Origin of the sequence: Dyadobacter diqingensis (assembly GCF_024220585.1) — a bacterium.
GTDB lineage: Bacteria > Bacteroidota > Bacteroidia > Cytophagales > Spirosomataceae > Dyadobacter > Dyadobacter diqingensis.
In genome coordinates, this window is the sequence record NZ_JAMXKF010000006.1 from 166,344 (window position 1) to 190,509 (window position 24,166).

General features: G+C 42.0%; 17 protein-coding genes and 3 pseudogenes. 5 read left to right on the forward strand and 15 right to left on the reverse strand.

The genetic code is table 11. From position 1 onward, the window contains the following. The first annotated feature begins 6 nt into the window (after positions 1–6). Positions 7–1,929: a sialate O-acetylesterase gene (locus M1L62_RS17795; protein WP_254560969.1), complete on the forward strand. Its 1,923-nt coding sequence runs from the start codon at positions 7–9 to the stop codon at positions 1,927–1,929. A gap of 61 nt (positions 1,930–1,990) precedes the next feature. Next, a complete protein-coding gene (locus M1L62_RS17800; RefSeq protein WP_254560970.1) occupies positions 1,991–3,181 on the forward strand; it encodes a leucine-rich repeat domain-containing protein in 1,191 nt (396 codons plus the stop codon). Between the two features lie 82 nt (positions 3,182–3,263). Here the strand turns inward: M1L62_RS17800 and M1L62_RS17805 are convergent. From M1L62_RS17805 to M1L62_RS17820, 4 genes and pseudogenes are all read right to left on the reverse strand, one after another. Continuing rightward, positions 3,264–3,386, reverse strand: a pseudogene (locus tag M1L62_RS17805) (hypothetical protein); the annotation flags it as partial. A 12-nt stretch (positions 3,387–3,398) separates the two neighbouring features. Next, positions 3,399–4,031: a helix-turn-helix domain-containing protein gene (locus tag M1L62_RS17810; protein WP_310589982.1), complete on the reverse strand. Its 633-nt coding sequence runs from the start codon at positions 4,029–4,031 to the stop codon at positions 3,399–3,401. 7 nt (positions 4,032–4,038) lie between these two features. Continuing rightward, positions 4,039–4,770: a transposase family protein gene (locus tag M1L62_RS29595; protein WP_310589983.1), complete on the reverse strand. Its 732-nt coding sequence runs from the start codon at positions 4,768–4,770 to the stop codon at positions 4,039–4,041. Positions 4,771–5,080: 310 nt separating this feature from the next. Continuing rightward, positions 5,081–7,489 (reverse strand): T9SS type A sorting domain-containing protein, encoded by a 2,409-nt coding sequence (locus M1L62_RS17820; protein ID WP_254560973.1) that lies wholly within the window; start codon positions 7,487–7,489, stop codon positions 5,081–5,083. Positions 7,490–7,548: 59 nt separating this feature from the next. On the opposite strand from M1L62_RS17820, the gene M1L62_RS17825 reads away from it, so the two are divergent. Then, complete coding sequence (locus M1L62_RS17825) at positions 7,549–7,977, forward strand: hypothetical protein (RefSeq protein ID WP_254560974.1); 429 nt, start codon at positions 7,549–7,551, stop codon at positions 7,975–7,977. Between the two features lie 25 nt (positions 7,978–8,002). On the opposite strand, the gene M1L62_RS17830 is transcribed toward M1L62_RS17825, so the two are convergent. The 10 genes and pseudogenes from M1L62_RS17830 to M1L62_RS17875 all read right to left on the reverse strand — a co-directional run bounded on the left by M1L62_RS17830 (position 8,003) and on the right by M1L62_RS17875 (position 19,592). Continuing rightward, on the reverse strand, positions 8,003–8,368 hold the full coding sequence (locus M1L62_RS17830) for a hypothetical protein (protein WP_254560975.1): 366 nt from the start codon (positions 8,366–8,368) through the stop codon (positions 8,003–8,005). 94 nt (positions 8,369–8,462) lie between these two features. Next, positions 8,463–9,404, reverse strand: a complete 942-nt coding sequence (locus tag M1L62_RS17835; protein ID WP_254560976.1) for a cytochrome-c peroxidase — start codon at positions 9,402–9,404, stop codon at positions 8,463–8,465. 16 nt (positions 9,405–9,420) lie between these two features. Then, complete coding sequence (locus tag M1L62_RS17840) at positions 9,421–9,804, reverse strand: hypothetical protein (protein ID WP_254560977.1); 384 nt, start codon at positions 9,802–9,804, stop codon at positions 9,421–9,423. Positions 9,805–9,934: 130 nt separating this feature from the next. Further along, on the reverse strand, positions 9,935–12,874 hold the full coding sequence (locus tag M1L62_RS17845; RefSeq protein WP_254560978.1) for an ATP-binding protein: 2,940 nt from the start codon (positions 12,872–12,874) through the stop codon (positions 9,935–9,937). A 368-nt stretch (positions 12,875–13,242) separates the two neighbouring features. Continuing rightward, positions 13,243–14,505: a site-specific integrase gene (locus M1L62_RS17850; protein WP_254560979.1), complete on the reverse strand. Its 1,263-nt coding sequence runs from the start codon at positions 14,503–14,505 to the stop codon at positions 13,243–13,245. A 160-nt stretch (positions 14,506–14,665) separates the two neighbouring features. Further along, positions 14,666–15,487, reverse strand: a pseudogene (locus tag M1L62_RS17855) (alkene reductase). Positions 15,488–15,529: 42 nt separating this feature from the next. Then, entirely contained in the window at positions 15,530–16,465 is a 936-nt protein-coding gene (locus M1L62_RS17860) for an NmrA family NAD(P)-binding protein (protein WP_254560980.1), read from the reverse strand. A 27-nt stretch (positions 16,466–16,492) separates the two neighbouring features. After that, positions 16,493–17,416, reverse strand: coding sequence for an NADP-dependent oxidoreductase (locus M1L62_RS17865; RefSeq protein ID WP_254560981.1), 924 nt, complete (start codon positions 17,414–17,416; stop codon positions 16,493–16,495). A gap of 29 nt (positions 17,417–17,445) precedes the next feature. Further along, on the reverse strand, positions 17,446–18,489 hold the full coding sequence (locus tag M1L62_RS17870; protein ID WP_254560982.1) for an alkene reductase: 1,044 nt from the start codon (positions 18,487–18,489) through the stop codon (positions 17,446–17,448). Between the two features lie 119 nt (positions 18,490–18,608). Next, the gene (locus M1L62_RS17875) at positions 18,609–19,592 is read right to left on the reverse strand and encodes a helix-turn-helix domain-containing protein (protein WP_254560983.1); all 984 of its coding nucleotides are present in this window, start codon (positions 19,590–19,592) and stop codon (positions 18,609–18,611) included. Positions 19,593–20,052: 460 nt separating this feature from the next. On the opposite strand from M1L62_RS17875, the pseudogene M1L62_RS29745 reads away from it, so the two are divergent. Together M1L62_RS29745 and M1L62_RS17880 are read left to right on the forward strand one after the other, a co-directional pair. Next, a pseudogene (locus M1L62_RS29745) lies at positions 20,053–20,382 on the forward strand (two-component regulator propeller domain-containing protein); the annotation flags it as partial. 621 nt (positions 20,383–21,003) lie between these two features. Further along, positions 21,004–23,319, forward strand: a complete 2,316-nt coding sequence (locus tag M1L62_RS17880) for a sensor histidine kinase (protein WP_254560984.1) — start codon at positions 21,004–21,006, stop codon at positions 23,317–23,319. 147 nt (positions 23,320–23,466) lie between these two features. Here M1L62_RS17880 and M1L62_RS17885 read toward each other — a convergent pair whose 3' ends face one another. Next, positions 23,467–24,117: a response regulator gene (locus M1L62_RS17885; RefSeq protein ID WP_254560985.1), complete on the reverse strand. Its 651-nt coding sequence runs from the start codon at positions 24,115–24,117 to the stop codon at positions 23,467–23,469. Positions 24,118–24,166 lie beyond the last annotated feature (49 nt).

The following is a 24,166-nucleotide window of genomic DNA, read 5'->3' on the forward strand; positions in this document are numbered from 1 at the left end:
ATAATCATGAAGAAATATATTACAGTTTTGTTAGTAATTGCATTATGCGGAAAAGTAATAGGCGCCTCGTTGCCAACTATTAGCTGGCCGCGCGATTATTCTGTTTTTCAACGTAACACCACTACCACCGGTGGAGCCACTACTGTCTATTTTTCGGGCCAGATATTTGATATGACCAGTGTTAATTACCGAATTGAAAGACTTAATGCGGACGGATCTTATAATAATGATTGGCAAACTTGGCAGGCACTTCCGGGGGGAGTTCAACCTATTGGTAGCTCTTCTTCCGGTACATTTCATTTTTCTCTTTCGGTTCCAACAGGCTGGTACCGGGTAACTTTCCGGGACGGGGTGAGTCAGACTGTCAGCGTTAAATTCGGGGTTGGCGAGGTGTTTGTGATTGCAGGGCAATCCAATGCCCAAGGCGCAGGTAGTGACCAGTTTATTAACGGACTTACATCTTATGACTGCGTGGTTGGAAACAAAAATTACATTGGTTCGGACCTGACCTTGTACCCGACAATTGACCAACCTGTATTTGGGGTTATAAATAGCGGCAATATGACCATAGGACCTCGCGGGGATAGACCATGGTATTATCAATCATTGGGTAACCAAATCGCTACCAGGGAGGCCGGACAGGTAATACCAGTCTGTTTCTTTAATGTATCACACGGTGGGAGCAGTATTAACAACTGGTACGATTCAATGCAAAGAACGAAGACCATGTTTAGCAGTAATTATTCAAATGTTATGGTTACAGGTTCTACATCAACAACAACAAATCCTTGGAATCCACCACCTTTTGATAATCGATTTCCGTATATTGATCTTAAAAATATTTTGAGCTTTTACGGGAATATGTTTGGGGTCCGCGCGGTCATATGGCACCAGGGAGAGGCTGAAACGAGGACTTTGCTGAGCCAGTACCTTTCAGGTACGTTTGGATCCCCATATATTCCTTCCAGCTATTCTGTTAATAATTATGATACATATCTGAATGCCATTATCGCCGATACCCGCACTATTCTTCCAAATTTGCCTTGGGCGATCAGTAAGGTGTCTTTGATTGATGAAAACACTACCAGCTCTGTTGCCAAGTATAACATTGTCAATAATAGTGGGAACCTTATTGTCCCGGGCACAACAACCGTAAATATAGGAAATAGCGTTATTCAGGAACAAACTAACGTATCTTCCACATCGGATGTTTCATGGGCCTCTCAAAACTCAGATTCTTTTATATGGACATCTATTCCAACAACTAACAAAAGGTCGGATGGCACTCATTTTAGTACAGAAGGCCTTAAAAGTATGTCCGAAGATGTATATTCCAATATATCTTCGATCTTGTCCAAGTCTCCGGTTCTACCTGCCTCTGTACCCCGAATGATGTTGAACCGCGTGGCTGAACGTTACTATAGCATTTGGACCGCATCATTTACATCTTACTTATGGCATGATAATGCTGATTATAGATATTACCAGACCCAGACCAATATGGGGAATAATTGGGTTAATAATGGCGGTGGACCTGATTGGGGTTACAATGGGTTTTCTAAAGACGGAAATGGACGTATCTTCAAAGTTGTACCCGAAATAAGGCTCCAAGGGGTGAACGGTGGAAGAGTAGGGATTTGGGAGGAATATACAGGAGAAGCCAGCGTGGTTTATCCCAATCCAGTATTGGATGAGAATAATCTCCATGTTAATTTTAGATTAATAGAGGCATCACCTGTTAAGATTCAGCTTGTAAGAGAAAACGGTGAAGTTGCTACGGAACTTATAGAACCAAAAATGGAACCTGGAAGCCATAGCCTTGCCATTCCATTGAAAAAGTTGCGTGCTTCAAAGAGCCAGTCCGTTATTATATATCATTTGAAGACTAATGAGCACAACGAGACCAAAAAAATATTACTCATTCGTTGAAATTAAACTATAAATCTTCCAGCCTTGCCGTTAACCATCGGCAAGGCTAAACCACAAAACCATGGGCAAACTCTTTGCAATATTTATAATGTTAATTATGCTATTTGCGGGCTGTAAAAGAGACCCTGTTATCGAACCACTAGTAGAATTGACCGATAGTACACTGGTAAAAATAGCAGGTGCTTTTGAGCAGGAATTGATCCGGCAAGGAATTGACAAGACAGGCCGGAAAGACGGCATGATCCGGTACGGCGACGCAAAGAATGTAGACAGCTTGTACATCTACGGAAGTCATTTGATCGAAAGCTTGAAAGGGATCGAATACTTTATAAATATTAGGTCTTTAACTTTATACATGACCCAACAGGACTCTCTTGACCTAAGCAAAAATGAGAAGCTTGAATACCTGAACTGCCAGACAGGAGTAGATATGGCGGGTGTACGGCCCTCTCTTAGTTACCTAAATATCAGGAACTGCAAAAAACTTACATATTTGAATTGTTACAATAATCTGCTGACCACCATTGATGTTGGCCAAAATGCCGCCCTGAAATATTTGAACATTGGTTTAAACGGGAAACTCCAGGCAGTAGATGTATCTGCCAATACTCAACTTGAGGTTTTCAGATCAGAGGGATGCTGGGAACTGGTAAGTCTGGATGTTAGTAAAAATTTAAAACTTGTAGAATTATATTGTTCTTCAAATTACAAACTGACCAGCCTTAATGTCAGTATGTTGTCAGAACTGACAAGCTTGAGTGTAGAATCTTGCTATAACCTTGTCAATTTGAATTTGGGCGTTAACCATAAGTTGGAAAACCTTAATATATCTTCTGCAAAGATCACTCCTCCCGATTTCAATAAGACTCCTAACATAAGTCTTCTCTATATAAATAGTACAAAATTTTCATCATTAGATCTTGGTCCATTAAAAAAATTAAGAGGTTTAGGAGCGGCTTTTGCCGAGTTGCCAGGACTTAATTTATCCAGTAATACGATGCTGGAATCTATTGATATTAGTGGTAATAATCTAAAAGAAATAGATTTTACCAACAATTTTAAGCTTACACAGCTTTACTGCCGGCATCAACCCAATATAACCAAGCTGGACCTGCGTGGCAAAACCATACAGGTATGTCTTACATTTAATTGTGAAAAGCTTAATACAATTTGTGTAGACAAAATCCCGGATGCTGCTAATGAAAACTGGAAAACTTCAACCTGGACTAAATACCATGTCTGTAAGGATTAAATGTATTGAGACGGAATGGGGAATTCGGATAGCTTGACCACCTGATTCCGTGGCAGGTTGGTTCGTCCCCTCTTTTTGGTGGTCACTCCGAATTTAGCAATAGTCTTCTTTTCAACAAGTCAAAACCTGCACGGCCATACATTTGCCTTTTCATCGTTTTAATTTTATTTACATTACCTTCAACAGGTCCGTTACTCCAGGGTAAATTAAATGCGTTTTAGATCGATAGAAAATCTTGTTTCATACTTTGTGCAAATCCTCCAATATCTTTGAGCCTCGAGTCAATGGCTTGTAAAATCCATCCATTTAGTTGATTACCAGATTTTGTTTTCACTAGAACCCTGAAGTGTCGCACTAGCTGCAATGCTTTGGTTAACGTATGGGACTTTTCACAAATACTAGCTAATGTGTTCTTTTGCTTAACAGAAAGTGCATCTGCATCTTTGAAAAGCAGAATACTGGCTTTTGAAGGTGTCCATAATAAATCTGATAATCTGGAAAATTGAACGATCTTTGACTTTTTGCCCATTATGACACCTGCTTTCTTTAGGTTTTCAGATAATGTTGTGTACGCTCCATTATACCCCTGTTGTTGAAGCTCATACCATAATTCACGAAGCTGTAATGAAGGTTCTTGGAGTAGTCTCTCTTTTATATAAATCATGTGCTTATCCAATTGATTATAACTGGATTTTTTTGGTAGAGAATGAATACCGATATATTTTTTAACAGTTTGTCTGCTCATCTTAAATTTTTTGGCAATCGACAATATTGATTGACCATCTGTGTAAAGTTGCTTTACCTCTGTAAATCTGCCCCAATATCGATCAGTGGAAATAATTTTAACAATTTGACATTCAGTGCCTTTCCGCTATAACTTCATCTCTGACCTGCTTTAACAAACTGTATTCACGGTCCAATTGCTTACGGATTGCTTCTCTCAGATTTTTAAGTAAATGCCACCGATCAGCAACGGCCCGGCCGCCCGGCTGCACAGCATCCGTTGCCCCATTAGTAGCTCCTTGAATATATTTACCATAACGATCCCTACTAATAATAAATACACCCGGATTGTTTTTAAGCCATTTCTCCAATGTCGAAGCCTCTCTGTCAATAAGTAAATCTATGATTTTCCTGTTTGTTAAATCGACGAGAGCTGTTCCATATCGGTCTCTTTTTTTCCATGTCCGGCGGGCGTTCCCGCAATCACCAACACCCAATACGTTTGGCGTATACGTGGCTGGCAACGGTTCTCGCTCCACTATTCTTAGAAGAGTAGTATCGCTAACGAAAACACCCATTTTACCAGCTAATCGTTCAGCAGATTTTGCGGTTGATTCTAAAACGGCAGAAACAAATAGCCGCTCTAATCTGTAAGTAATTCTCTTATAGGGTAAAAAATGCTTTTCGAATCTTTCCGTAAATACTTTCAATATACATTGCGGATGACAGCAATAGAATTTTCTTGCCTGTAGGGTAATTATGACTTTGTTTTCAAAGGCAGGTAAATCTTTGATTTCCCTATAGTAATAACTATGTATTTTACTGGCCAACACACGGCAATTAGGGCAATAACTTGTTGGCTGAATGCTTTTTTATTTTAATAATAAGTATGGAATCTCCTTTATCGCATGATACAATTTCAAATTGTTGAGAGGTGGAAGAAAATAAGTTTTCGGTGGTCATCAAAGATTTCACGAACTAATAAAACCCTTTAACGAATTTACCACCAAAAGTGGGGATGAACCCCAGATTGACCATCAACAGACTATTACGAGCCATGTTCTAAATAATTATCAATCATTTACTTAAAATGGTCAATTCCAACCGAGTGGCTCCGAATTCTCCACCTTACCAGCTATCAGTCAATGAGATGCCGATTCCTTATAAAAACCTTCGTCAACGTATAACTGATATCTTAGATCGCAGTACATCTTCCGTTTTTGTCGTTACCACCAACTGGTAAATGCCGGCCGGTAATGAACTGATATTCATCTCCGAATCCGTGGCGCCGCTAAATGAAAACACCTTCCTGCCCAACCTATCGAAAATGGAGATGTCACCCATTGTCCCTGGTTTGAAAATACCTTTTTTTATTTTGACAACATCTGTGCCTGGATTGGGGTAAAGAATTAGTGTGTTATCGCTGTCAAAAGCAATATAATTGAGGCTGCTAAAGGCAAATGTTCCATCCTGATCAATCATTTTCAACCGGTAATAATTGTCCTGGGGTAAAGGTTGGTAGTCTGTAAACCGGTAGTACATTTTATCTTCCGATTCACCGATTGCAGCTTTATTTCCAATCGTTTCCCAGCTTTTAGCATCTGCACTACGCTGTATATCAAATCGCTCTACATTGACCTCTTTGCTTGTTATCCAAGTCAACATTGAAACATTTTTCTCTTTTGTTACATCAAAATCCAGAAGTCTAACAGGAAGAGCTCCCGATTTTGAGGAAATAAATCCGATGGTTGAAAAGGAGGTGAGGTTAGGGAACTCTATGTAGGATATTCCGTTTTGAACACCTGCTGTTCCAACAAGTTGTGTATAGGTTCCGGGTGTGAGTGTCCCGTCCGGTGTAAAATCATCCAGTATTTGCTGAGTTGTTGCCTCCTTTTTAAACCAAAAATCAGTTCCGCCAGCAATCCTTGTTGCGTCTAGTTCACCAGGTTGGTAATAAAAGCGTATCGTGGCATTAAAGGTAGCCGGTGTATTGAGATTTAAAGTAAGCAGCCTTCCCATCAGTGCGGAGCGGAATGAAGAATTCTCAAATTGAACCGTCCCGGCTTTCTTTTTAATACGGACAGTAAGCGCATTCAGTTGTGTTTCACTCAACCCACTGATCGAGAATACAGGTTTTCCGAGCTCGTCGACGAAATAATTAAGTCCGTCAGCTTCTTCGCAATTACTAAATGTATGAGACTCAACATCTCCGTCGGTAACGACAGGCGTTACCTGATGTTCGAGATTCGCAAAAGTGAAATACGATTCTCCCTGAGGAAATACAGCATGAACAGCATATCTCGAAAAGCTGGTAGGTGAGTTGATTACATCGGGTCTTAGTTTTACAGATGAGTATGTTTCAAAGGCAGGCGTACTGCTAATCACCAAGTAATTTGACTTGCAAGGCGTTTCTGCGGGAAACCTGTCCGGCGCAACACCGAGCCATAGCGAATCAGTCATCCCGGTATTTTGCGCACGAAATATTCGCTCAGGCCGGGTACCTCCGGGAAGGGGCAGTTGAACTGTGCGTTCCAATGGTTTGTCATTGTCCCCGAATAGAAAATATGTGTTGTCATTCAAAAACGGTACAGCAGCAAAACTCCCCCCTCCAAGCGTTGATACCGGTAAAAATCCTCCCCTGTCCTGGAGGGAAAGTCGCTGATCCAGACCGCTGGAGGAGTGGCGCCCGATTCCGGTGATATGATAATTGAAACCAGCGGTGCTTGTCCAAAGATCGGTTATGCCATCCATAGTATATTTCACCGAGTAGGGTGCTTCAATACGAAGAGGAATACTGTATTTGATAGCTAGGTACGTATGTAAACGGCTGAGTTCAGTTTCTGTGAGCAATCTCCTGTAAATGATTAACTCCGCATAGTCGGTTACTTGCTGTGTGTAGGTTGCTGCGGGGTCTGCATTCAGATACAAGTTCATGGTGCTAAAATCTGCTCTTTCCCCCGCATGCACAGTTTTTCGTTGCCCATCTAAGGAGATTGTTTTTTCCAAATAACGGTTAGTCTCCCCGTAGGAAAATGAGGCACCGGAGATGTTAAACTCCCTTGGCTGGTCTTGTGATGTAGAGTACCAGTCGACATTATTTCCAGAGTTGAGCATGTAGGCTGCACTGAACCTTGCAGTAGATCCGTATCGGGTATATTGTGAGAAGCCGGGATGTGCAGCGTTCTCTCCGAAACCCCAGAGCCGATTGAATGGGGCAGTGTAAGAACCTGGCCGACTCACGGCGATTACCGTATATGAAGCCGACGGATCATTGGTCAATACCAAACCGGCCGACATTCCGGCCGTTGCCATCTTTAAAACCGGATTATAGTTCAGCCCGGTGTAGCCATCCGTTTTTTCAAAACTTGAGCGTCCTTGAGTAAAAAGGAAAGGGAGCAGTGCCACGTTTCCAAAATTCGGATACCAGACATTCGCTGTTTCGTTAAATGCTTTTGCTTCCCACCAGGAATTCAATCCCGACGAAACACCCGCAGGATACGGTCGTTGCTGAGCTATCGAGCGCGTTGTAAATGCAAAAAGGCAGGCCAGGCTGACTACTGTTCGTAATGAAGTGAATCGTCTCATAGTTGTAAATTTTGTGAGTCAAATGGATGAATTGCATTCATTATCAATTACTTAAAATAGTGAAAGATTCTTGCTTGAACGGAAATTCGAGCTTTCATGACGGAAACATTGTTAACCTACGTTTCGACTACGGTAGTACCTGGCAGCCAGAGCTGGTGATTCGCAATTTTGTCTTCGTTCCAGCAGACAGCAAATCATCCAGCGCTGCGCTGGTTGGCAGGTCGAATTCAGGCCAGCTTGACTTCGGTTACACCTGCTATATGTCTGAAAAAATTACCATTAAAAATCTCCGCATAGAAGATTCCAAGCATCCGGAAAATTACCACGGGCCTGCCATTTTCATCAATTTTAGTTCCGAAATGACCGGCGATTCCAACAGGGAAAAGTTTCACTTTGTCAACACCAAAGAGGTTATCATCAGGAATGTGACTACTGCCAGCGGGAAAGCGGTGCAGATTAGTCAAAATGCTTTTATGTTAAAGATCTGAAGGTCAATGCTGATCGCTCACTATTTTAAAAATTTGTGTCAATTGTCCTTTCACTACATTTCGATGTCATAACATTTACTGCCGGAAACTGATCTATCACCAGACCTGCACTGTTCACACTTGCTATTGACAATACATAAGTATTCGTTTTCAAGTGCAAAGTGTCTTTTATTACTCCCACAGCAGTTATTTTTGTCCTGACAACCCCGCTACCATTTGTGGTTATGTCTATTGCATGCTTTACCGAACCAGAAGTATAGTTTACAGTTATAATGCCGTATTCATTTTTCTCGCAATCCTGAGTGATAACTTCTTCCTCTTTATTACTACACGCGAAGGTTAGGAAGATCGAGGAAAAAAGGATTGCTATTTTTTTAAGTTGTGTTTTCACGATTAGTACGTTAGTTAGTTTAAATAGTTCCGTTGTTTTTATTTCTCAATTTCTGCCAATCCTGCTCGTTCTTGTAAAAATGTACCATTCACTTTTATTTCATAAAACGTTGGTCGGTAAGTGAAATTAGAAAGTTTTCCAAATCCAGTTTTTCAGCATCAGTCAATTGCAATGGCCTGATTAGTATCGTGTCCCTGTTCATAGCTTTCGGAATAATGAGGTCGGGGTTATTGTAATAGTCGATCACTTCTTTGAGCGATTTGAACATTCCATTGTGCATGTAAGGTGCTGTGACCGCTATGTTTCGTAAAGAACCGATTTTGAATTTTCCAAGATCTGATTCCTTGTGCGTAATGGCTGACCTGCCGCTGTCAAGGTGCATGCTACCATCAAATAACCCAATGTTCCGGAATTCGACATTATTGAAATCCGGGCCAAAATGGCATTGAATGCATTTGGCTTTGGTATTAAAAAGCTTGAACCCTCGTTTCGCAGAAGCGCTGACCGCATCTTCATTATCATTGACGCGCCAGTCATCAAACGGACTGTTGTTAGTTTCCAGCGAACGTTCGAAATCCGAAAGCGCTTTTGCCAAAGTCTTTTTAGAAGGATTTTCTTTGAAAATGCGCAGGAACGACTGTCGATAAAATACATTGCTATTTAGTCGCGCAATGGCTGAGTCGACAGGTAAATCCATTTCTACCGGATTTCCGATCGGAATCAATGCCTGCTCTTCCAGTGTGGAAGCTCTGCCATCCCAGAAAAAACTTTCCTGCAAACGCATGTTCATAGCCGAAGGCGTATTCCTTGTCCCCAGGCGACCATTTACGCAAGGGCTCAGCGCCAGCGTGTCCGCAAAGGCGAAATTTTCTTTGTGGCAGGAAGCGCAGCTGATCGTGCGGTTGTCAGATAGGATCGGATCGGAGAATAGCCGTTTCCCCAATTCCATGGAGCTGGCTGGCTCAGATTCATGCATGACGCTGGCGATAAAAAGCAGCGGAATGACGCAAATCAGAATGAAGATTCTTGCTTTCACTGGTCCGTCGCTCAGGTTACTTTTTCTGCATTTTTTTAACTCTCAAACCATGGGCGCCTTCGTAGCGCTCCTTGCAGGTGTCGGAAATCGCTGTAAATGATAAGGAATCCTGAGCGAAATATTTGAGCCGGTATGTTCCGTAATAAGCTATGTTACAGCTATTGTCGGAAACGCTCATAGTATCGTCTTTAATAAAATACTTACCATTAATAAATGCTTTCCCGTTGACGATCCCATCGTATGTGCTGTCTGCACGGAACACGAACACCAAGTCGAGTGGCCCGTCAGGTGTTTTTTGGATCTTGTTCCAGCGCCCCAGGATCCGGTTATCCGGAATGGTGAAGGAGAATGTGAATGAAAGAATAGCAATACTTCCAAGTGCAATCAATGCATTTTTCATGATCGTCATATGTTGTGATTTAAGATAATCACAAAACACGGCTATTCGATTTAAAACGGAATTTGCTTTTGTTGCAAATGCATTTGAAAAAGTGCCAAATGCAGAAAAAAAGCTTTGCCAGAACGAGAAATCAGGTATTTTTGAAAACATCACTCGGCGGAAATCCAAAGTGGCGTGCAAAGCTGGTGGAGAAATTGGCAGGGTTGCCATAACCTACCATATAACCGACCTCAGCGACAGATCCGGCATTTTTTTGAAGTAATTCCATTGCCTTATCCATCCGCACGGTGCGGATCAGATCGCCCGGGGTTTGATTAATGAGTGCTTTCAATTTTCTGTGGAATTGCGTTCTGCTCAGGCCGACATCACTTCCCAGCAGTTCTGCACTGTACGTTTCATCGGACCAATGTGCTTCCAATGCATTGCGTACCTTGGTTAGAAACGCTTGTTCCATTGAGGGCAGCTCTGCCGTCTGGGCAAGCCACAAGTTATTGCTGTTGTACTTTTCACGAAGGAACTGGCGCAGGCTGATTAGGTTTTCAATCTGCGCGATCAATTCCGGTTCATAAAACGGTTTGCTCAGATAGGCATCTGCGCCTGTTTGTAAACCTGTAATCCTGCTGGCGACATCTACTTTTGCAGTTAAAATAATGACAGGAATGTGGCTGGTTTTTTCATTGCTTTTAGTCGCCGTACAAACCTCATACCCATCTTTGCCGGGCATCATCAGATCGGTGATAATCAAATCCGGGATATTCTCCAATGCCAGCGTGATGCCATCTTCACCGTTTTCGGCTTCCAAAACGCGGTAATTGCCAGACAGGGACGAACGTATAAATGCCCTCAGGTCCGCATTGTCCTCAATGATCAGAATCAGGTTTGAATCTGCCGATTGCAGAAATGGAATCTCCCCAGCTCTCCTTTCCCGTTGCTTTGGTACGTTGCTGGTAGCAGATACCGCTGGTTCCGGCGATTGCTGTTCCGGCAAAATTTCGATCGGAAGGTTTAAAGTAACCGTTGTGCCGACGCCTTCCCCACTTTCTACCTCAATGGATCCATCGAGTAGCTCAATGAGTTCTTTTGTGAGCGCCAGCCCGATTCCCGTACCTTCCTGAGGACGGCTATCAGATGAATCAACCTGAAAAAACCGGTCGAAAATAAAGGGCAGTTTTTTAGGTGAAATACCTATCCCGGTATCTGTCACCCGGGCCTGAAGCTGCCTGAAATTATTGTCATTTGAAAATATCAGGTCTACCGAAATGCTCCCGCCGCTTGTGGTGAATTTCAATGCATTGGAAACCAGATTGTAGAAAATATTTTCAAATTTGGCACGATCCACGTTCGCAGTACATTTTTCTATGTTCGATGAAAAATGAAGTGTTATCTGTTTTTCATTAGCTAATGTTTCAAAAGAACCACAAATGCTCCTCAACAAACTGATCAATTCCTCGGGGGTTTGGTTCACTTCCATTTTACCCGCTTCCAGCTTACTGAGATCCAGCAGCTGATTGATCATTTTCAAAAGTCTTTTACCACTTTTGATGATCAGGCTCGTTTCGCTTCGCGTTTTAACATCCGGATTTTGGCTATGGATCCTTTCGGCCGGACCGAGGATAAGCGTGAGCGGTGTACGAAATTCATGTGTCAAATTGATGAAAAACCGCGATTTAAAAATGTCCAGTTCCCTGAGTTTATCGGCTTGCTGCTGTACCTCGGCTGTTCTTTCTTTTACGGTTTTTTCCAGTGTCTCCGCCTGTTTTTCGATCAATTGCCTTTTATCTCTTTCGACCTGAAGGTTTTCCGACGATAGTTTTTCAATTTCAACAAGCCGCAAACTCAAATCATTATTGGTCCGTGCAAAGTCGAGAGCTAGGAAAATAGAAAAGCACAAAGGCATAGCAAGTAATCCAATCGCCATTAGGGCGTCTGCCGCTTCATATCGGCCTTCCCAGATATTAAACGCGTCAGTACCAACAAAAAAGAAAAATAAAACAGTGATAAACATTCCCGTCCAGATCAGCCATATACCTTTCCTTCCCGACCGGAACTGCTTCCATATTACCCAAAGGCCGTCGCTGATCAGGACAAGAAAATAAAGATCAAAAAGATGGTTTCCGGTAGCATAAGGGAAAAAACCGTAGAAAATTAAATAGTAGCACCCAGGGAGAAGGATCAGAGCAAGTCGTATTCCTGAAATACTTACTTTCCCGATTTCGTAAAGCATTAAACCACCAAATATGGTCGCCAGGGTTTTAGAAATGTTAAACGCGATCGAACCTAACAATTGAAAATTGGGTATGGATGTTTCCGCATATAAATAGCGAAATAGCAAGGTCCCGGCTGCTGATGCGACAAACAATGCGTAGTATAGGTTAACTTTCTCTTTTGGATAAAAGATAAACAAAAGAAGATGAAGCAACGTGAAGGCCGATAATGCCCCAAAACTGAGCATTTGATTACGGCTTGTGGGTGAGGTTGAGCTTAAAGAGAAAGACAATTTCTGGTAATTGCCGATGTATGATTCGAACCCGACAAAGTCTGGAAATGGAGGCGCGTAATTGACATATCGAATCGCAATCAGTACCGTATCTCCTTTATGCACGTCAAACGGAATGAGCAGCTTCGGCGCACGTTCTGCAACAGTTCCCTTTGCATTCAGTCCGATTTTGCCATAGCCGCCTTTTTTAACTCCATTGATGTAAATCTCCGAGGCGCCGTCGTGATTGATCCGGAACGCAAGAGTTTGCGCATTGAGCGTGGAATCAATAATAAGCTGTAATCTGAACCAACCAATACCTTTCCAGCCCTTAGGTAGTGCTCCTTCTCCGAAAACGCTTTTTATCTCAACCCATTTGTTATCCTTAAACAGGGCCGATGACCATTCCGCGCGATCTCCGGGCTGGAACTTCCATTTGGATTTTTGTAAAGACAAGGAATTGGCCCTATTAACAAGGCTGTCGGCCGACACATGTACAACGGAAGACTGAGCCCGGATTTCACTGCAAGAGATTACGCAAAAAAGCAGCACAAAAATATGTATCTTCAAAATGTTGCTTAACACGATGGTCACGGGCCGGCAGAATTAATGATACTACAACTTAGTAATTGACAGTGACAAAAGCAAAGAAGTTGTTTGGATTAAAAAACAAAAACCTGTTAAATCGCAAACGAATCAAGTAATAATTCTATTCCAATCTTATTTTCAAATCGCTGATTAATGCAAAAACTGCTTCTTCTCTTTGCTTGCTTTGTTTGCCTTTCAACTGTCAAGCGAAAGGTGCTCTCGCCGAAGCGGATAGTGTAAAAAAACTTAAAATGAATGTTAAATTTATAAAGATGCCACCCAGACCCGGGCGGCATCTTTACAATGAGAGATTTTATTGGTACACCGAAGGCTATTTTCAGAAATGGATTTGTAATCTCCCCTATTGCTTTCTTTCAATTTTCAACAACTAATGATCCTGCAATTACTTTCCCAGAAGACAATTTGGTCTTTAAAATATGCATATCTCTACTCACCTTAATATCCAAAATCTTGGCATAAATCTGTGTGGTACGGATATTGGTATGCCCAAGCATCTTCGATACCGTTTCAATAGGAACGCCATTCTGTAAGGTAACTGTTGCAAAGGTATGCCGGGCCACATGGCAGGTCATCGTTTTACTAATGCCACACAGCACCGCAATTTCTTTTAAATACTCATTCATCTTCTGGTTGCTGGGCACCGGTAGAAGATTTCCTCGAAGAAGACAAAAAGGATGATTTTTGTATTGATCAATAATCTTCCAAGCCTCGGGCAGCAAAGGAATGTGACAATTTTCATTTGTTTTTATCCGTTGCGTAATTAGCCAATGCTCTCCATCAAAACCTACTGAAACGTCAGATGTTTTTAGTTTCTGTACATCACTATAAGCGAGCCCGGTGCAACAACAAAACAAAAAGGTATCTCTAACCTGAGAAAGACGTTCAGAAACAAACTCCTTGCCGGCAATTAACTCAATTTCTTGCTGCGTCAGTATCACCTTTTCTACCTTTTTGTATTTTCCCTTGAAATTTGCAAACGGATCTATTTGAATCCAGCTGTTATTCAGGCAAATGTTAAGGATCTTGCGAAACATCTTCATGTGTTTGACGGACGCATTGTTACCCATTTCCCGAACAGTTCGTAGATATAATTCGTAGTCGGCCACAAAGGCAAAGTCGATTTTCTTGATATCAAATTTCTTGATATCAAAATCCGAAGCCTTGTATCTATCTTTTAAAAAGGCCACGGTGTGACGTTCCAGGACTTGGTACCGTTTAAGGGTGCCTGCTGCATATTCGGTACCCACAAGCGCTTCCATACACTGATTATGTTCCTTGATAATACCTAAAAGCATTCTCGACTTTTCAATCCGACCAAGAAATTTACTCTTAAGAGATTCAGCGGTAACTATTTCACCACTTCTTACAAGTTCGCTGTGTGCATCAAATAACTTCTGTTGTAAATTGGCAAAATAAGCATTTACTGAGCGAGCGTCCTCCTTACTCCCTGACATTCTCCCGGATTTAGCGTTCCACCGTTTAGGATCGCACTGCCTTCCTGTCGCAATTTCGGCTCTTTTCGAATTAATTGTAATCCTCAGATAAACGGGCACATCACCGCTTTCATAGTTCTTTTGCTTTTTCAAATAGAAAAGTAGACTGAAATTTGTCTTCATAACTTTTTTAGTTAAAAGGTTAAACAAAGTTAGTCTTGCAAATCAGGCAGCACAAGATGCTCACTCATATAACAATCTGTGAAACAATTATTTAAACCGATTTTGGTGAGTTTATGAATGCTGGAATTTACTCACCGAATCACTCACCTTTTTTTGAGAATTATTGAATATTTTGAGGTGCTTTCCAAAAGAAAAACTCCTGCAATATTCTGGCCAGCGGCAATTCATTCAATGCTTCGATCAATACTGAGAATTGAGAAGCAGGATCACTATTTGTTATATTGTTATAATAGACAGTTGGAGAGAGCTTGATGCCTAACTTATCACTTCCCAATGCATCAACGAGTTCCTGCATAACTTCCAGCACGAAGCGGTTCCTATTTTCAATGCTGCCACCATACTCATCAGTCCGAAGTTTTGCGCTTTCTGATAAAAATTGGTTAGGTAAATATCCGAATGCTGCATGCAGTTCAACGCCATCAAAACCGGCTTCGATCGCATTTCTGGCCGCCTGGCCATAATCCTTTACGATCTGTTTGATCTCCTGTACGGTTAATTCCAGAGGTATTTCATAATCTTTCATTCCTTGGGAGGTGAAATGCTGCTGCCCTTTGATCCCAATCGCCGACGGTGCTACCGGAAGTTTCCCTCTGCGGTCAACTGAATGCCCTACCCGGCCGGTGTGCCAAAGCTGTGCATAGATCACCCCTCCCTGGTCATGCACCGATTTTGTCACTTTCTTCCAGGCATCAATTTGCTCATTGCTGTAAAGGCCTGGTGTCAGCGGACTCCCCAGCGCCTGTTAGGTGATATTGATTGCCTCTGTTATCAGAAGCCCTGCGCTTGCTCGCTGGGTGTAATATAAAGTCGTCAGATCTGACACGACCCCTTCAATGTCAGCACGACTGCGTGTCAATGGTGCCATGGCAATTGCGTTCTTTAGTGTTTCTTTTCCCAGTATTACATTTTCCAGTAATTTCATTGTCTCTTAAATTATTTATATCTGTAAATTGTACTGTTTGAATCAGGAAAATATATTTTCCTGGATCAGTCCCCGGTCAAGGCAATATTGTCTCACACTTTCTTCAACCGTTGGCAGCTCTTTGAAAAGCTCTTTTTGCAGCTGTGGATTTTTACTTATGTACACACCCGTATCAATCCATTTGATCATTTGATACATATCATCAATGCCATCATTAAACTTCGCTATAACTGGCAAGATGTATTTCAGGGCGAATGGAGGGATAACCGGCTTGACCTCGATTGGTTTTTTCAGAACGCTTGCAAACGCCGCTGCCAGTGTCTTGTCATTCACCGGCTTGTCCCAGCCAATATCTACTGAAGTATTCAGCTCGCTATCAGCCAAAACAACCGCTGCCATGGCAGCATACTTGGCAAGTTGTGCTGTATAAATAATCCCGTAAGTTCCCGTCAGAAATGTAGGCAGTATTCCCTTCGTGATTTTCTTGATTATGTAATCCGGCGTCTGATCCAGGAACGCACCCGGCCTCAGGGCAATGAAGGGTTGCTTTTTCTCTTTTAAATATTTCTCGATCAGATATTTATTATAAAAGTGGGGCACTGATTTGGCTTTGTCAGATTCAAGAATCGAGATCAGTATAAACCTGGGAATTCCTGCCGCTTTGGTAGCGTCCACAAGGTTCTGATATCCAATTGTATCGGTTACAGGACTGTCGCCCTTTGTTCTTTTCGTGTATCCGGCTGCACTTGCTACGATTGCATCAAATCCATAGGCGGGCGATAAGGCCTCACTTAAAGAAGTTGCATCCATCATATCACCCACAACAAAGTTTTTGACACCCATTTCCAAAAGCTTACTTCTATCACTGCTTGCCCTGACCATCGCAGTGACCTCCGCCCCGAGCTTAAGTAGTTCAAAGGCAATTTTATTTCCAAGGTATCCGGTCGCACCAGCTACCAGCACTTTCTTTTTGTTCATTTCTTTGTTTTTTAAATAATGATATTATTAATCAACTGTAAGGATCACCTTACCATTTACGCCGCCAGCCGTTAGAAAATCCTGGGCTTTGGCGGCTTCACCAAGCTTGAATATTTTGGAGACCACAGATTTGAATTTTCCAGTTTTTATCAATTCTAAGCCATTCTGCAAGGTTTTCGCTGAGATGTCCGAAACCACAAAACCGGCTTTTACCTTGTATTGTTCTGCCAGCTGCTGTGATGGCGGTACGACAATACTCAATAGTTTTCCGCCAGGTTTTAACACCCGAAAAAGCTTTTCCTGTGCTTGGCCACCCGCGGTGTCAGCCACAAGATCAACATCGTTAAACAAACCGGCTATATCCTGTGATTTATAGTCAATTACCTGATCGGCTCCAAGATTTTTTGCCAGTTCAAGGCCTTTTCCGGATGCAGTGGCAATAACGTACGCCCCGGCAGCTTTGGCTAGTTGCACCATCGCCCCTCCGGCTGCACCGGCTCCACCTTGAATTAATACTTTTTGCCCCTTTTCAAGTTGGCCGACTGTGAAAAGCACCGACTGTGCAGTTCCGATATTGATGCCAATGGATGCTGCCTGTTCAAAGGATAGCCCCTGCGGCTTGGGCAGCACAAAGTCTTCGTCTACTATCACATACTCAGCATAACCGTTTGTCTTGGTGAGGGCAATGACCTGATCCCCCACTTGAAATTTTGATACACCATTTCCAATGGCGACAATTATTCCTGCCGTCTCGCCGCCTGGTATAAAGGGCATTTCAACCGGGCGGGCTTCCTTCATAAAACCCATCCGGATTTTTATGTCGATCGGATTTACGCCTGCTGCCTTCACCTGGATCAAGACATCATTTTCTTTCTGGATTGACGGAATTGAAATTTCAACCTCTTCGATCACATCTGAACTTCCATAAGTTCTGTATTGAATTGCTTTCATTATTTTAAAGTATTAAATGGATAAACATTCTAACATTGATGCTTAGGAGCATGCAATGGGCAACAATCAATATCATTATGCGGGACGCTTTTCCCTGTACGGCCGACAAAATCAGGATTAGCAAGGAATCCGCGCCCGAAGGAAACCAGGTCAGCCAGGCCCTCTTGCAGCGTTTGTTCCGCTGTCTGCGGGGTCAGGCCATTACAGAATATAATGGTGTTGTTAAATACTGAACGAATTGCCTTATACGTCTTCCGTGGAATTTCCGGATTGGTTGAAAGATGAATATAGGCGATCCCGAATTTGTTAAATTCACTAGCCAAATAGACATAAGTTTGATGGACTTGATCAGTACAGTACGCTCTTTGGTCGCACAATTGAGAAAATGGCGAAAGACGAACCCCAATTTTTTCCGGGCCAATAGCTGCCCCAATCGCTTTGGTCATCTCCACAATCAGTCGGCTTCTGTTTATCAGGTTTCCTCCATATTTGTCCGTTCTGTTATTTACATTCGGGTTTAAGAATTGTTCCAGCAAATAACCATTAGCACCATGCAGTTCCACGCCATCAAAACCGGCCAGAACTGCATTTCCTGATGCCTTTACAAAATCTGTAATCACGCAGGTTATACCTTCCTGACTAAGGGATACCGGAACAGCGTGCGGCTGCATACCATATGAATCTGTAAAAATTTCGCCGGCTGCCTTGATATTTGAAGGACCTACCGGCTGTACCCCGTCAGGTATGTTGGCCACGTGGGCGATGCGGCCTGTGTGCCTTAGCTGCACGAATATTTTAGATCCCTTTTGATGCACAGCATCTGTCACCTTCTTCCATGCTTGGACCTGCTTATCACAATAGATTCCGGGGATTCGTGGATAACCTAATCCTTCCGAACTTGGCGAGGTTCCTTCTGTAACAATCAATCCTGCGCCAGCGCGCTGTGCGTAATAGTTTGCCATCAGCATATTAGGAAGATTTCCAATAGCCCTGCTACGGGTGATTGGCGCCATCACCAAATGATTTTTTAACTTTAAGAAGCCTTTCTCATAAGGCGTGAATAACTTCTTCATTTTGTTCCTGCTTAATTGCATAACAAATGTAGAAGTTAACCAATGGGTAAAATAACCGAAATAGGCACAATAATAGTCCTATCCGGCAGGCATTTTTAAATTAAGAATGCAAAGAATATTTATAAAGTGTAAGAGAACTTCTTTGGGGTAAGGCCATACTGTTTTTCAAATAGTCTGCTAAAATGGCTTAGGTTTGAAAATCCCAGCTCATAGCCAACCTCAGAAACGGAATGTTTGGCTTGTTTCAACAGAAAAGCCGCTTCTTCCATTCTGGCTTTCTGGTAGTAATTGTAGATTGAATCTCCAAATGTCTGCTTAAAGAGCTGTTTAAGTTTCGTCTCGCTCATGGAAGCGATGACAGCTAATTCACTTAAAACGGGCGGGCTGCTAAGATCAATTAATATTTCATTGCGAATGACCAGAAGCTTTTCTGCATCGTTGCTATTGATATTTCTAAAAGTAGTGTTTTCCCTGAGTGACAGCTTACTAAAAAGCAGATACATCAATTCCTGCACCTTGATTTGTACATAGAAATTATTCAGGGAGTTATTCATGTCGACGGATACAATATTTTTAAGCAGCAACTGCATTTCAGGATCCAGATTTTCAAAAAAGAGAAAGGAAGCATTTTCCGCTGTGATGGTCTTTAATGTAATATTCGGCTTTTCAATAGACAGCACCGATCGCAATCTGTCGGCCGTAATCCCAACAACCACGTATTGAATATTGCTACCAGCAGGAAAGCGGATTTCCGTGCTCAGATCATTTGTTGACAAAAGTATCGAAGAATCGTTTTTTTGTGAGAATGGTATATTTTCCTCGTTGTTGTATCTGACTTCAAAATCTTCCTTATTACTGTAAAAGAAAATAGTACGCACATTGTTGGAAGTTGCAGCCGGATTGCGCCTGATAATCAGATCTTCTTTCAGTGTATAACGGTGGATTGTCAATTTAAAATCTTCGCCAAACCCGACTTTACGTACATAGCCTTCTCCCATCTGTTTTGGGATCTCCAGGAAATTATCTCTTATAGGGACATTAATTTGTTGTGAAAACCGGGTGATAAAATCAAAACCCGGTGAAGCGGTAAATTCCAAGATCATGACAAGAAATGACTGGTTAACACATCTAAGGTGAAGTAATTTTTTGAAATTTAAATTATTTTTTTCAATATCATCTCAGTTAGAGTCTCCAATTGTTTCATCATCCATCTTGTAAGCTTCCCATAATTAGGGCGTTGAAATTTTAGACCAAAATACCATCAAGCTAAATACACACTCATAGCCAGATAAACTCATTCCTTACAAAAGGTCTGGATTTCCCAAGATTTGCTGAGCGCGCGCGCCAATAGAACCTCCATATTTTCAAATATGTCCCTAGCTGCCCAACTTATCATGACTCTAAGCGGGTTTTTAAATTGATTTTTCACACAACTCTCTGATTCTAATGTCTTTGATGAAATGACTGTGAATTCCGGCATACAATAAATACCTAGAAATCCGAGTAGATGTAGAAGTTTTTCGATAAAATTGCACATAGAATCTAATCCAATCCAATTTTTTAATGTTCCCTTTCTGCTTCGAACTATTCTGGCCCCCAACTACATCGTTTAACAGTACACGCATTTGGATAGCTCAGGGTTACAAAAATTGCACAACCAGGTCTGGCTGTTTTTTTGAAGCAGGCATTCAAGCGCTAAGCCATAGTCATCTTTCTACATTAATCTTAACCTTCGTAATTTTTGTAAACAACGTGCAGGTGTGCGTTGGACAAGAAAAAACTGACTACTCTATCCCAGGTTACCACGTAAGACACTATACAGACGAAAACGGACTACCACAAAACAGTGTCAAATCTGTCACCCGAGACTCGCGCGGGAATATTTGGCTTGCTACCGAGAGGGGTCTCGTTCGGTTCGATGGAAATCGTTTTGTAAAATTTAATACTTTCGGAGATTCTTATTCTGACCGAAATATCTCCGGATTTTATCTGGATCCAGAAACTAAACGGGGTGATTTTCTTGCAATGACTCACAACAAAGTTTGGATCCGGATTGTGAAAGGTAAAGCAATTGTTGATACATCTTTGAAAGGTTACCCATTACACAGGTCCGTAAATGTCGGAAATGTACGTGATCCAATTTTGATTGAGGCACTTCCGGACCTTAATGAAAAAGCACTTTCACACTATCATTATAATCTTGTGGCAGTATACCCAAGACCGAATGCACGACATTTTGCTTATGATGAACAGAACATCGGTTACTATGTAAATAATAAATTAAAAAAACTCACTCCTTTTCCAGGCAAAAGCTTTTTTAATTTCTTCCCTATAGGTGATAATCTCTATTATCTGGACGAAAATCTAAAATTGACCTGCTTTTCGGGTCAGGGGGCAGAGACTAATCCGCGTGAGTCAATGCTGAGTCGATTTATTCCAGCTCATTCTGACCACAAGTCGAAGAGTGGTCAACAGATTTTTTGGAACAATATTTCCAACCAAGCCTTTATTTTGATGGACAAGTCTCTTTACTTTTTGCGTCCTGGCAAAGACGGAACGCTGACAACCGATTTGGTAATGGAGGGGTTCGATTTCCAAGGTAACGATATTAAAACGATCTATTTTGACGGGGAGACAAACCGCTTGTTTTTGGGGAGCCAACTCTACGGTCTGTTTATCGTTACGAAAAAACCATTTCGCGCAGTCACTGTACCATCAGCCACGCCAGACAACGTATACTACGGCCAGGTTTTGCTTAATAACAAAAATATTCTCACCACGAAAGGTTATGTTTTTTCACTGGACAATGCAACTCTTGGTGCAATATCACGGCATCTGGGTTTAATGGCAAAAACCGTTGATTGGGATCAGTATAGTATTATTAAAGACCGTAAAGGTTATATATGGTGCAAGCGTAGAGAAAAATTATTCCGGTTCGATACCTATGGTAAGCGCCTGATTTCGACATGGACCATTAACGATGAAATAAAGCAACTATACGAGGGTTATGATGGCAGAATCTGGATCGGCACTAGTACACTTGGTCTTTATTACATGGATCCCTCAGAATCTGACGCACACCCACGTGTCTTTGCGGGGAAACCCTTGCTTAATATTTCATGGATTCAGCATCAAACCGACAACATGCTCTGGATAGGGACCGGCAAGGGGCTTTACAGAATCGATTTGAGCACCAAAAAGACATCTTACATCAAAGGTCTTGCCAATATGTATATTCGTAGCCTTCTAATACCGGAAGGCCGAAACGAAATATGGATTACCACTTACACCAACGGTGTATTTCTTTTAAAAAATGGTAAGCTAAGCGCGCTCCCTCTGGACAAAGAACAATACCTTGCCAATGCCCATTGTATTTTAGAGGATAAAAAGGGGTTCTTCTGGATAACAACCAATAAAGGATTATTTCAGGTCACACGCAGCGATCTGTTAAGCTACGCGGACAAACCCTTTGAGTTGTATTATCACTATTATTCAAAAATCGCAGGTTTTAACACCAACGAATTCAACGGAGGTTGCCAGCCGTGTGCTGTCAGGATTCAGGATGGCCTGGTGTCGCTGCCCTCAATGAACGGTCTGGTATGGTTTGTCCCCGAAAAGATCAGGCCAGAGTTGCCCAACCGGGAAATCTTCATCGAAGACCTGACCGTTGACAATGTAGGTGTAGAATTTAATTCAAACACAATTACCCTTACCTCCAAAGCCTCAGAGGTAGCCCTGAAAGTAACTACACCCTATTTCGGAGATCCCTACAATCTGAGAATGTCTTACAGGATTCTCAAAGACGGAGAACCACTAATGGATTGGAAAGTTTTGAATAACGAAATCATGGCGATATCGACACCGCCACTAGAAGCTGGAAACTATACGCTAAGTATTCGTAAGCTCCGTGGATTTGGACTGCACAATTATCAGTATAAGAATCTGCATATAAATGTAAAAAAGCAATGGTACGAAACATGGTGGTTCAGAGGTATACTTGTAGCAGCGGTTCTGCTGATTTTCTATGGTATATTAAAACAACGGGTCAAAAAGATCTCGAAACAAAACCTGATCCTCGAAGCCAAAGTTAACGAGCGAACCCAACACCTGGAAGAAGCACTTCGTGTGCTGAACGCCTCGGGGAAGGAACTCGAACAACGGGGAAGAACACAAATACGAATGATTGCGTCTGTCACTCACGACGTACGCAATCCCGTCAGGCATATGACTAAGGCACTACGGTATGTTCAGGACCTTATCGAAAAGAATCAGTTGGAAGCTGCGATAGGTGCTGTTAAAAAGATAGAGCAAAACAGCGACAGGATCTATCATCTCGTAGACAATATGATCAGTTTTATCAAACCGGAGGTTTACAGAACAAATTCCGATTTCAAAAGAGCAAACCTGTCTGCGCTGGTCAGTGAAAGAATCCAGATCTTCAAAGAGATGAATGGCGCTATGATCAATTTGAAAATCTCCCCCGAACATTTTGTAAATACTGACCCGACGCTTTTGAGTGTAGTGATCCATAACCTGGTCGATAATGCAATCAAAGCAAAAAAAGGAAATCGAATCGAAATCAGTACTGAAAGCACAGATGAAGACCTGCACCTGATTTTTTCAGACGAAGGTCCGGGTATGCCAAGGGAGCTTTTAGGCTGGCTCAACACAACCTCGTCCGATGAGAATACAAGCTTACCGGCAAGTTATGAAGGCCTCGGCCTGTTGATGGTAAAAGAAATTACAAAAATACTTAAGATAGCCGTATATGCGGAAAACAACCCGGGAGCCAGGATCAGTCTGAAATTTATACTTGATGCCAGCAATTAAATGAGGATTATTATTGCAGATTCACCTTTGATTGATCGGTACACTGATCTACTTTTCTTATCAGGTCTACGATATTTTCAACCCCGANCCCGGGAGCCAGGATCAGTCTGAAATTTATACTTGATGCCAGCAATTAAATGAGGATTATTATTGCAGATTCACCTTTGATTGATCGGTACACTGATCTACTTTTCTTATCAGGTCTACGATATTTTCAACCCCGAACTTCTGAAAAATCTTTGTTTTTTGGGTACTTACCGTAGAAAACTTGACTTTGAGGTCATCGGCAATTTCTTTGGTCCATTTACCCGTCAGCAAAAGTTCGAGCACCTGCTTTTCACGAGGCGACAAGGATTCAAACGGATTATTTGTTGGTTCGCCATTTAATACACTATCAAACATTTTTCGCTGCACAGCCGGGCTTACATACTTCTTACCCTCTAAGACCATGCGAATTGCTTTTTCTGTTTCATCATCAGAGCTGCTCTTATGGAGAAAACCGTTCGCTCCGGCTTGAATGTAGTCAGGCGCATTTAAGAGCTCATCCCTGCCTGAACAAACCAATATCCGGATATTTTGCTGAACGTGGCGAAACGTCTTGATCATGCTGGTACCGATACCGCCAGGTATACCCAGATCAAGAATAACCAGGTCCATCTGATGCGTCTTTATCTCATTAAACGCGTCCTCATAAGTATGCGCAAAATAAAGCGTGGCATCTGCAATTACCGTTTTCACCAACATGCCCATCCCCAGACAGACCATGTGATGATCATCGACAAGTAAAACATTTCTCATAAAATTATTTCTAGCTCGTGAGTAAAATCAGTCATTGAACCTACAAAAA

Bases quoted from the DNA above. Each gene is read 5' to 3' on its own strand.
- M1L62_RS17795 (WP_254560969.1), top strand. From the start codon at position 7: ATGAAGAAATATATTACAGTTTTGTTAGTAATTGCATTATGCGGAAAA.
- M1L62_RS17800 (WP_254560970.1), top strand. From the start codon at position 1,991: ATGGGCAAACTCTTTGCAATATTTATAATGTTAATTATGCTATTTGCG.
- M1L62_RS17820 (WP_254560973.1), bottom strand. From the start codon at position 7,489: ATGAGACGATTCACTTCATTACGAACAGTAGTCAGCCTGGCCTGCCTT.
- M1L62_RS17840 (WP_254560977.1), bottom strand. From the start codon at position 9,804: ATGAAAAATGCATTGATTGCACTTGGAAGTATTGCTATTCTTTCATTC.
- M1L62_RS17850 (WP_254560979.1), bottom strand. From the start codon at position 14,505: ATGAAGACAAATTTCAGTCTACTTTTCTATTTGAAAAAGCAAAAGAAC.
- M1L62_RS17860 (WP_254560980.1), bottom strand. From the start codon at position 16,465: ATGAACAAAAAGAAAGTGCTGGTAGCTGGTGCGACCGGATACCTTGGA.
- M1L62_RS17865 (WP_254560981.1), bottom strand. From the start codon at position 17,416: ATGAAAGCAATTCAATACAGAACTTATGGAAGTTCAGATGTGATCGAA.
- M1L62_RS17870 (WP_254560982.1), bottom strand. From the start codon at position 18,489: ATGAAGAAGTTATTCACGCCTTATGAGAAAGGCTTCTTAAAGTTAAAA.
- M1L62_RS17875 (WP_254560983.1), bottom strand. From the start codon at position 19,592: ATGATCTTGGAATTTACCGCTTCACCGGGTTTTGATTTTATCACCCGG.
- M1L62_RS17880 (WP_254560984.1), top strand. From the start codon at position 21,004: ATGGACAAGTCTCTTTACTTTTTGCGTCCTGGCAAAGACGGAACGCTG.
- M1L62_RS17885 (WP_254560985.1), bottom strand. From the start codon at position 24,117: ATGAGAAATGTTTTACTTGTCGATGATCATCACATGGTCTGTCTGGGG.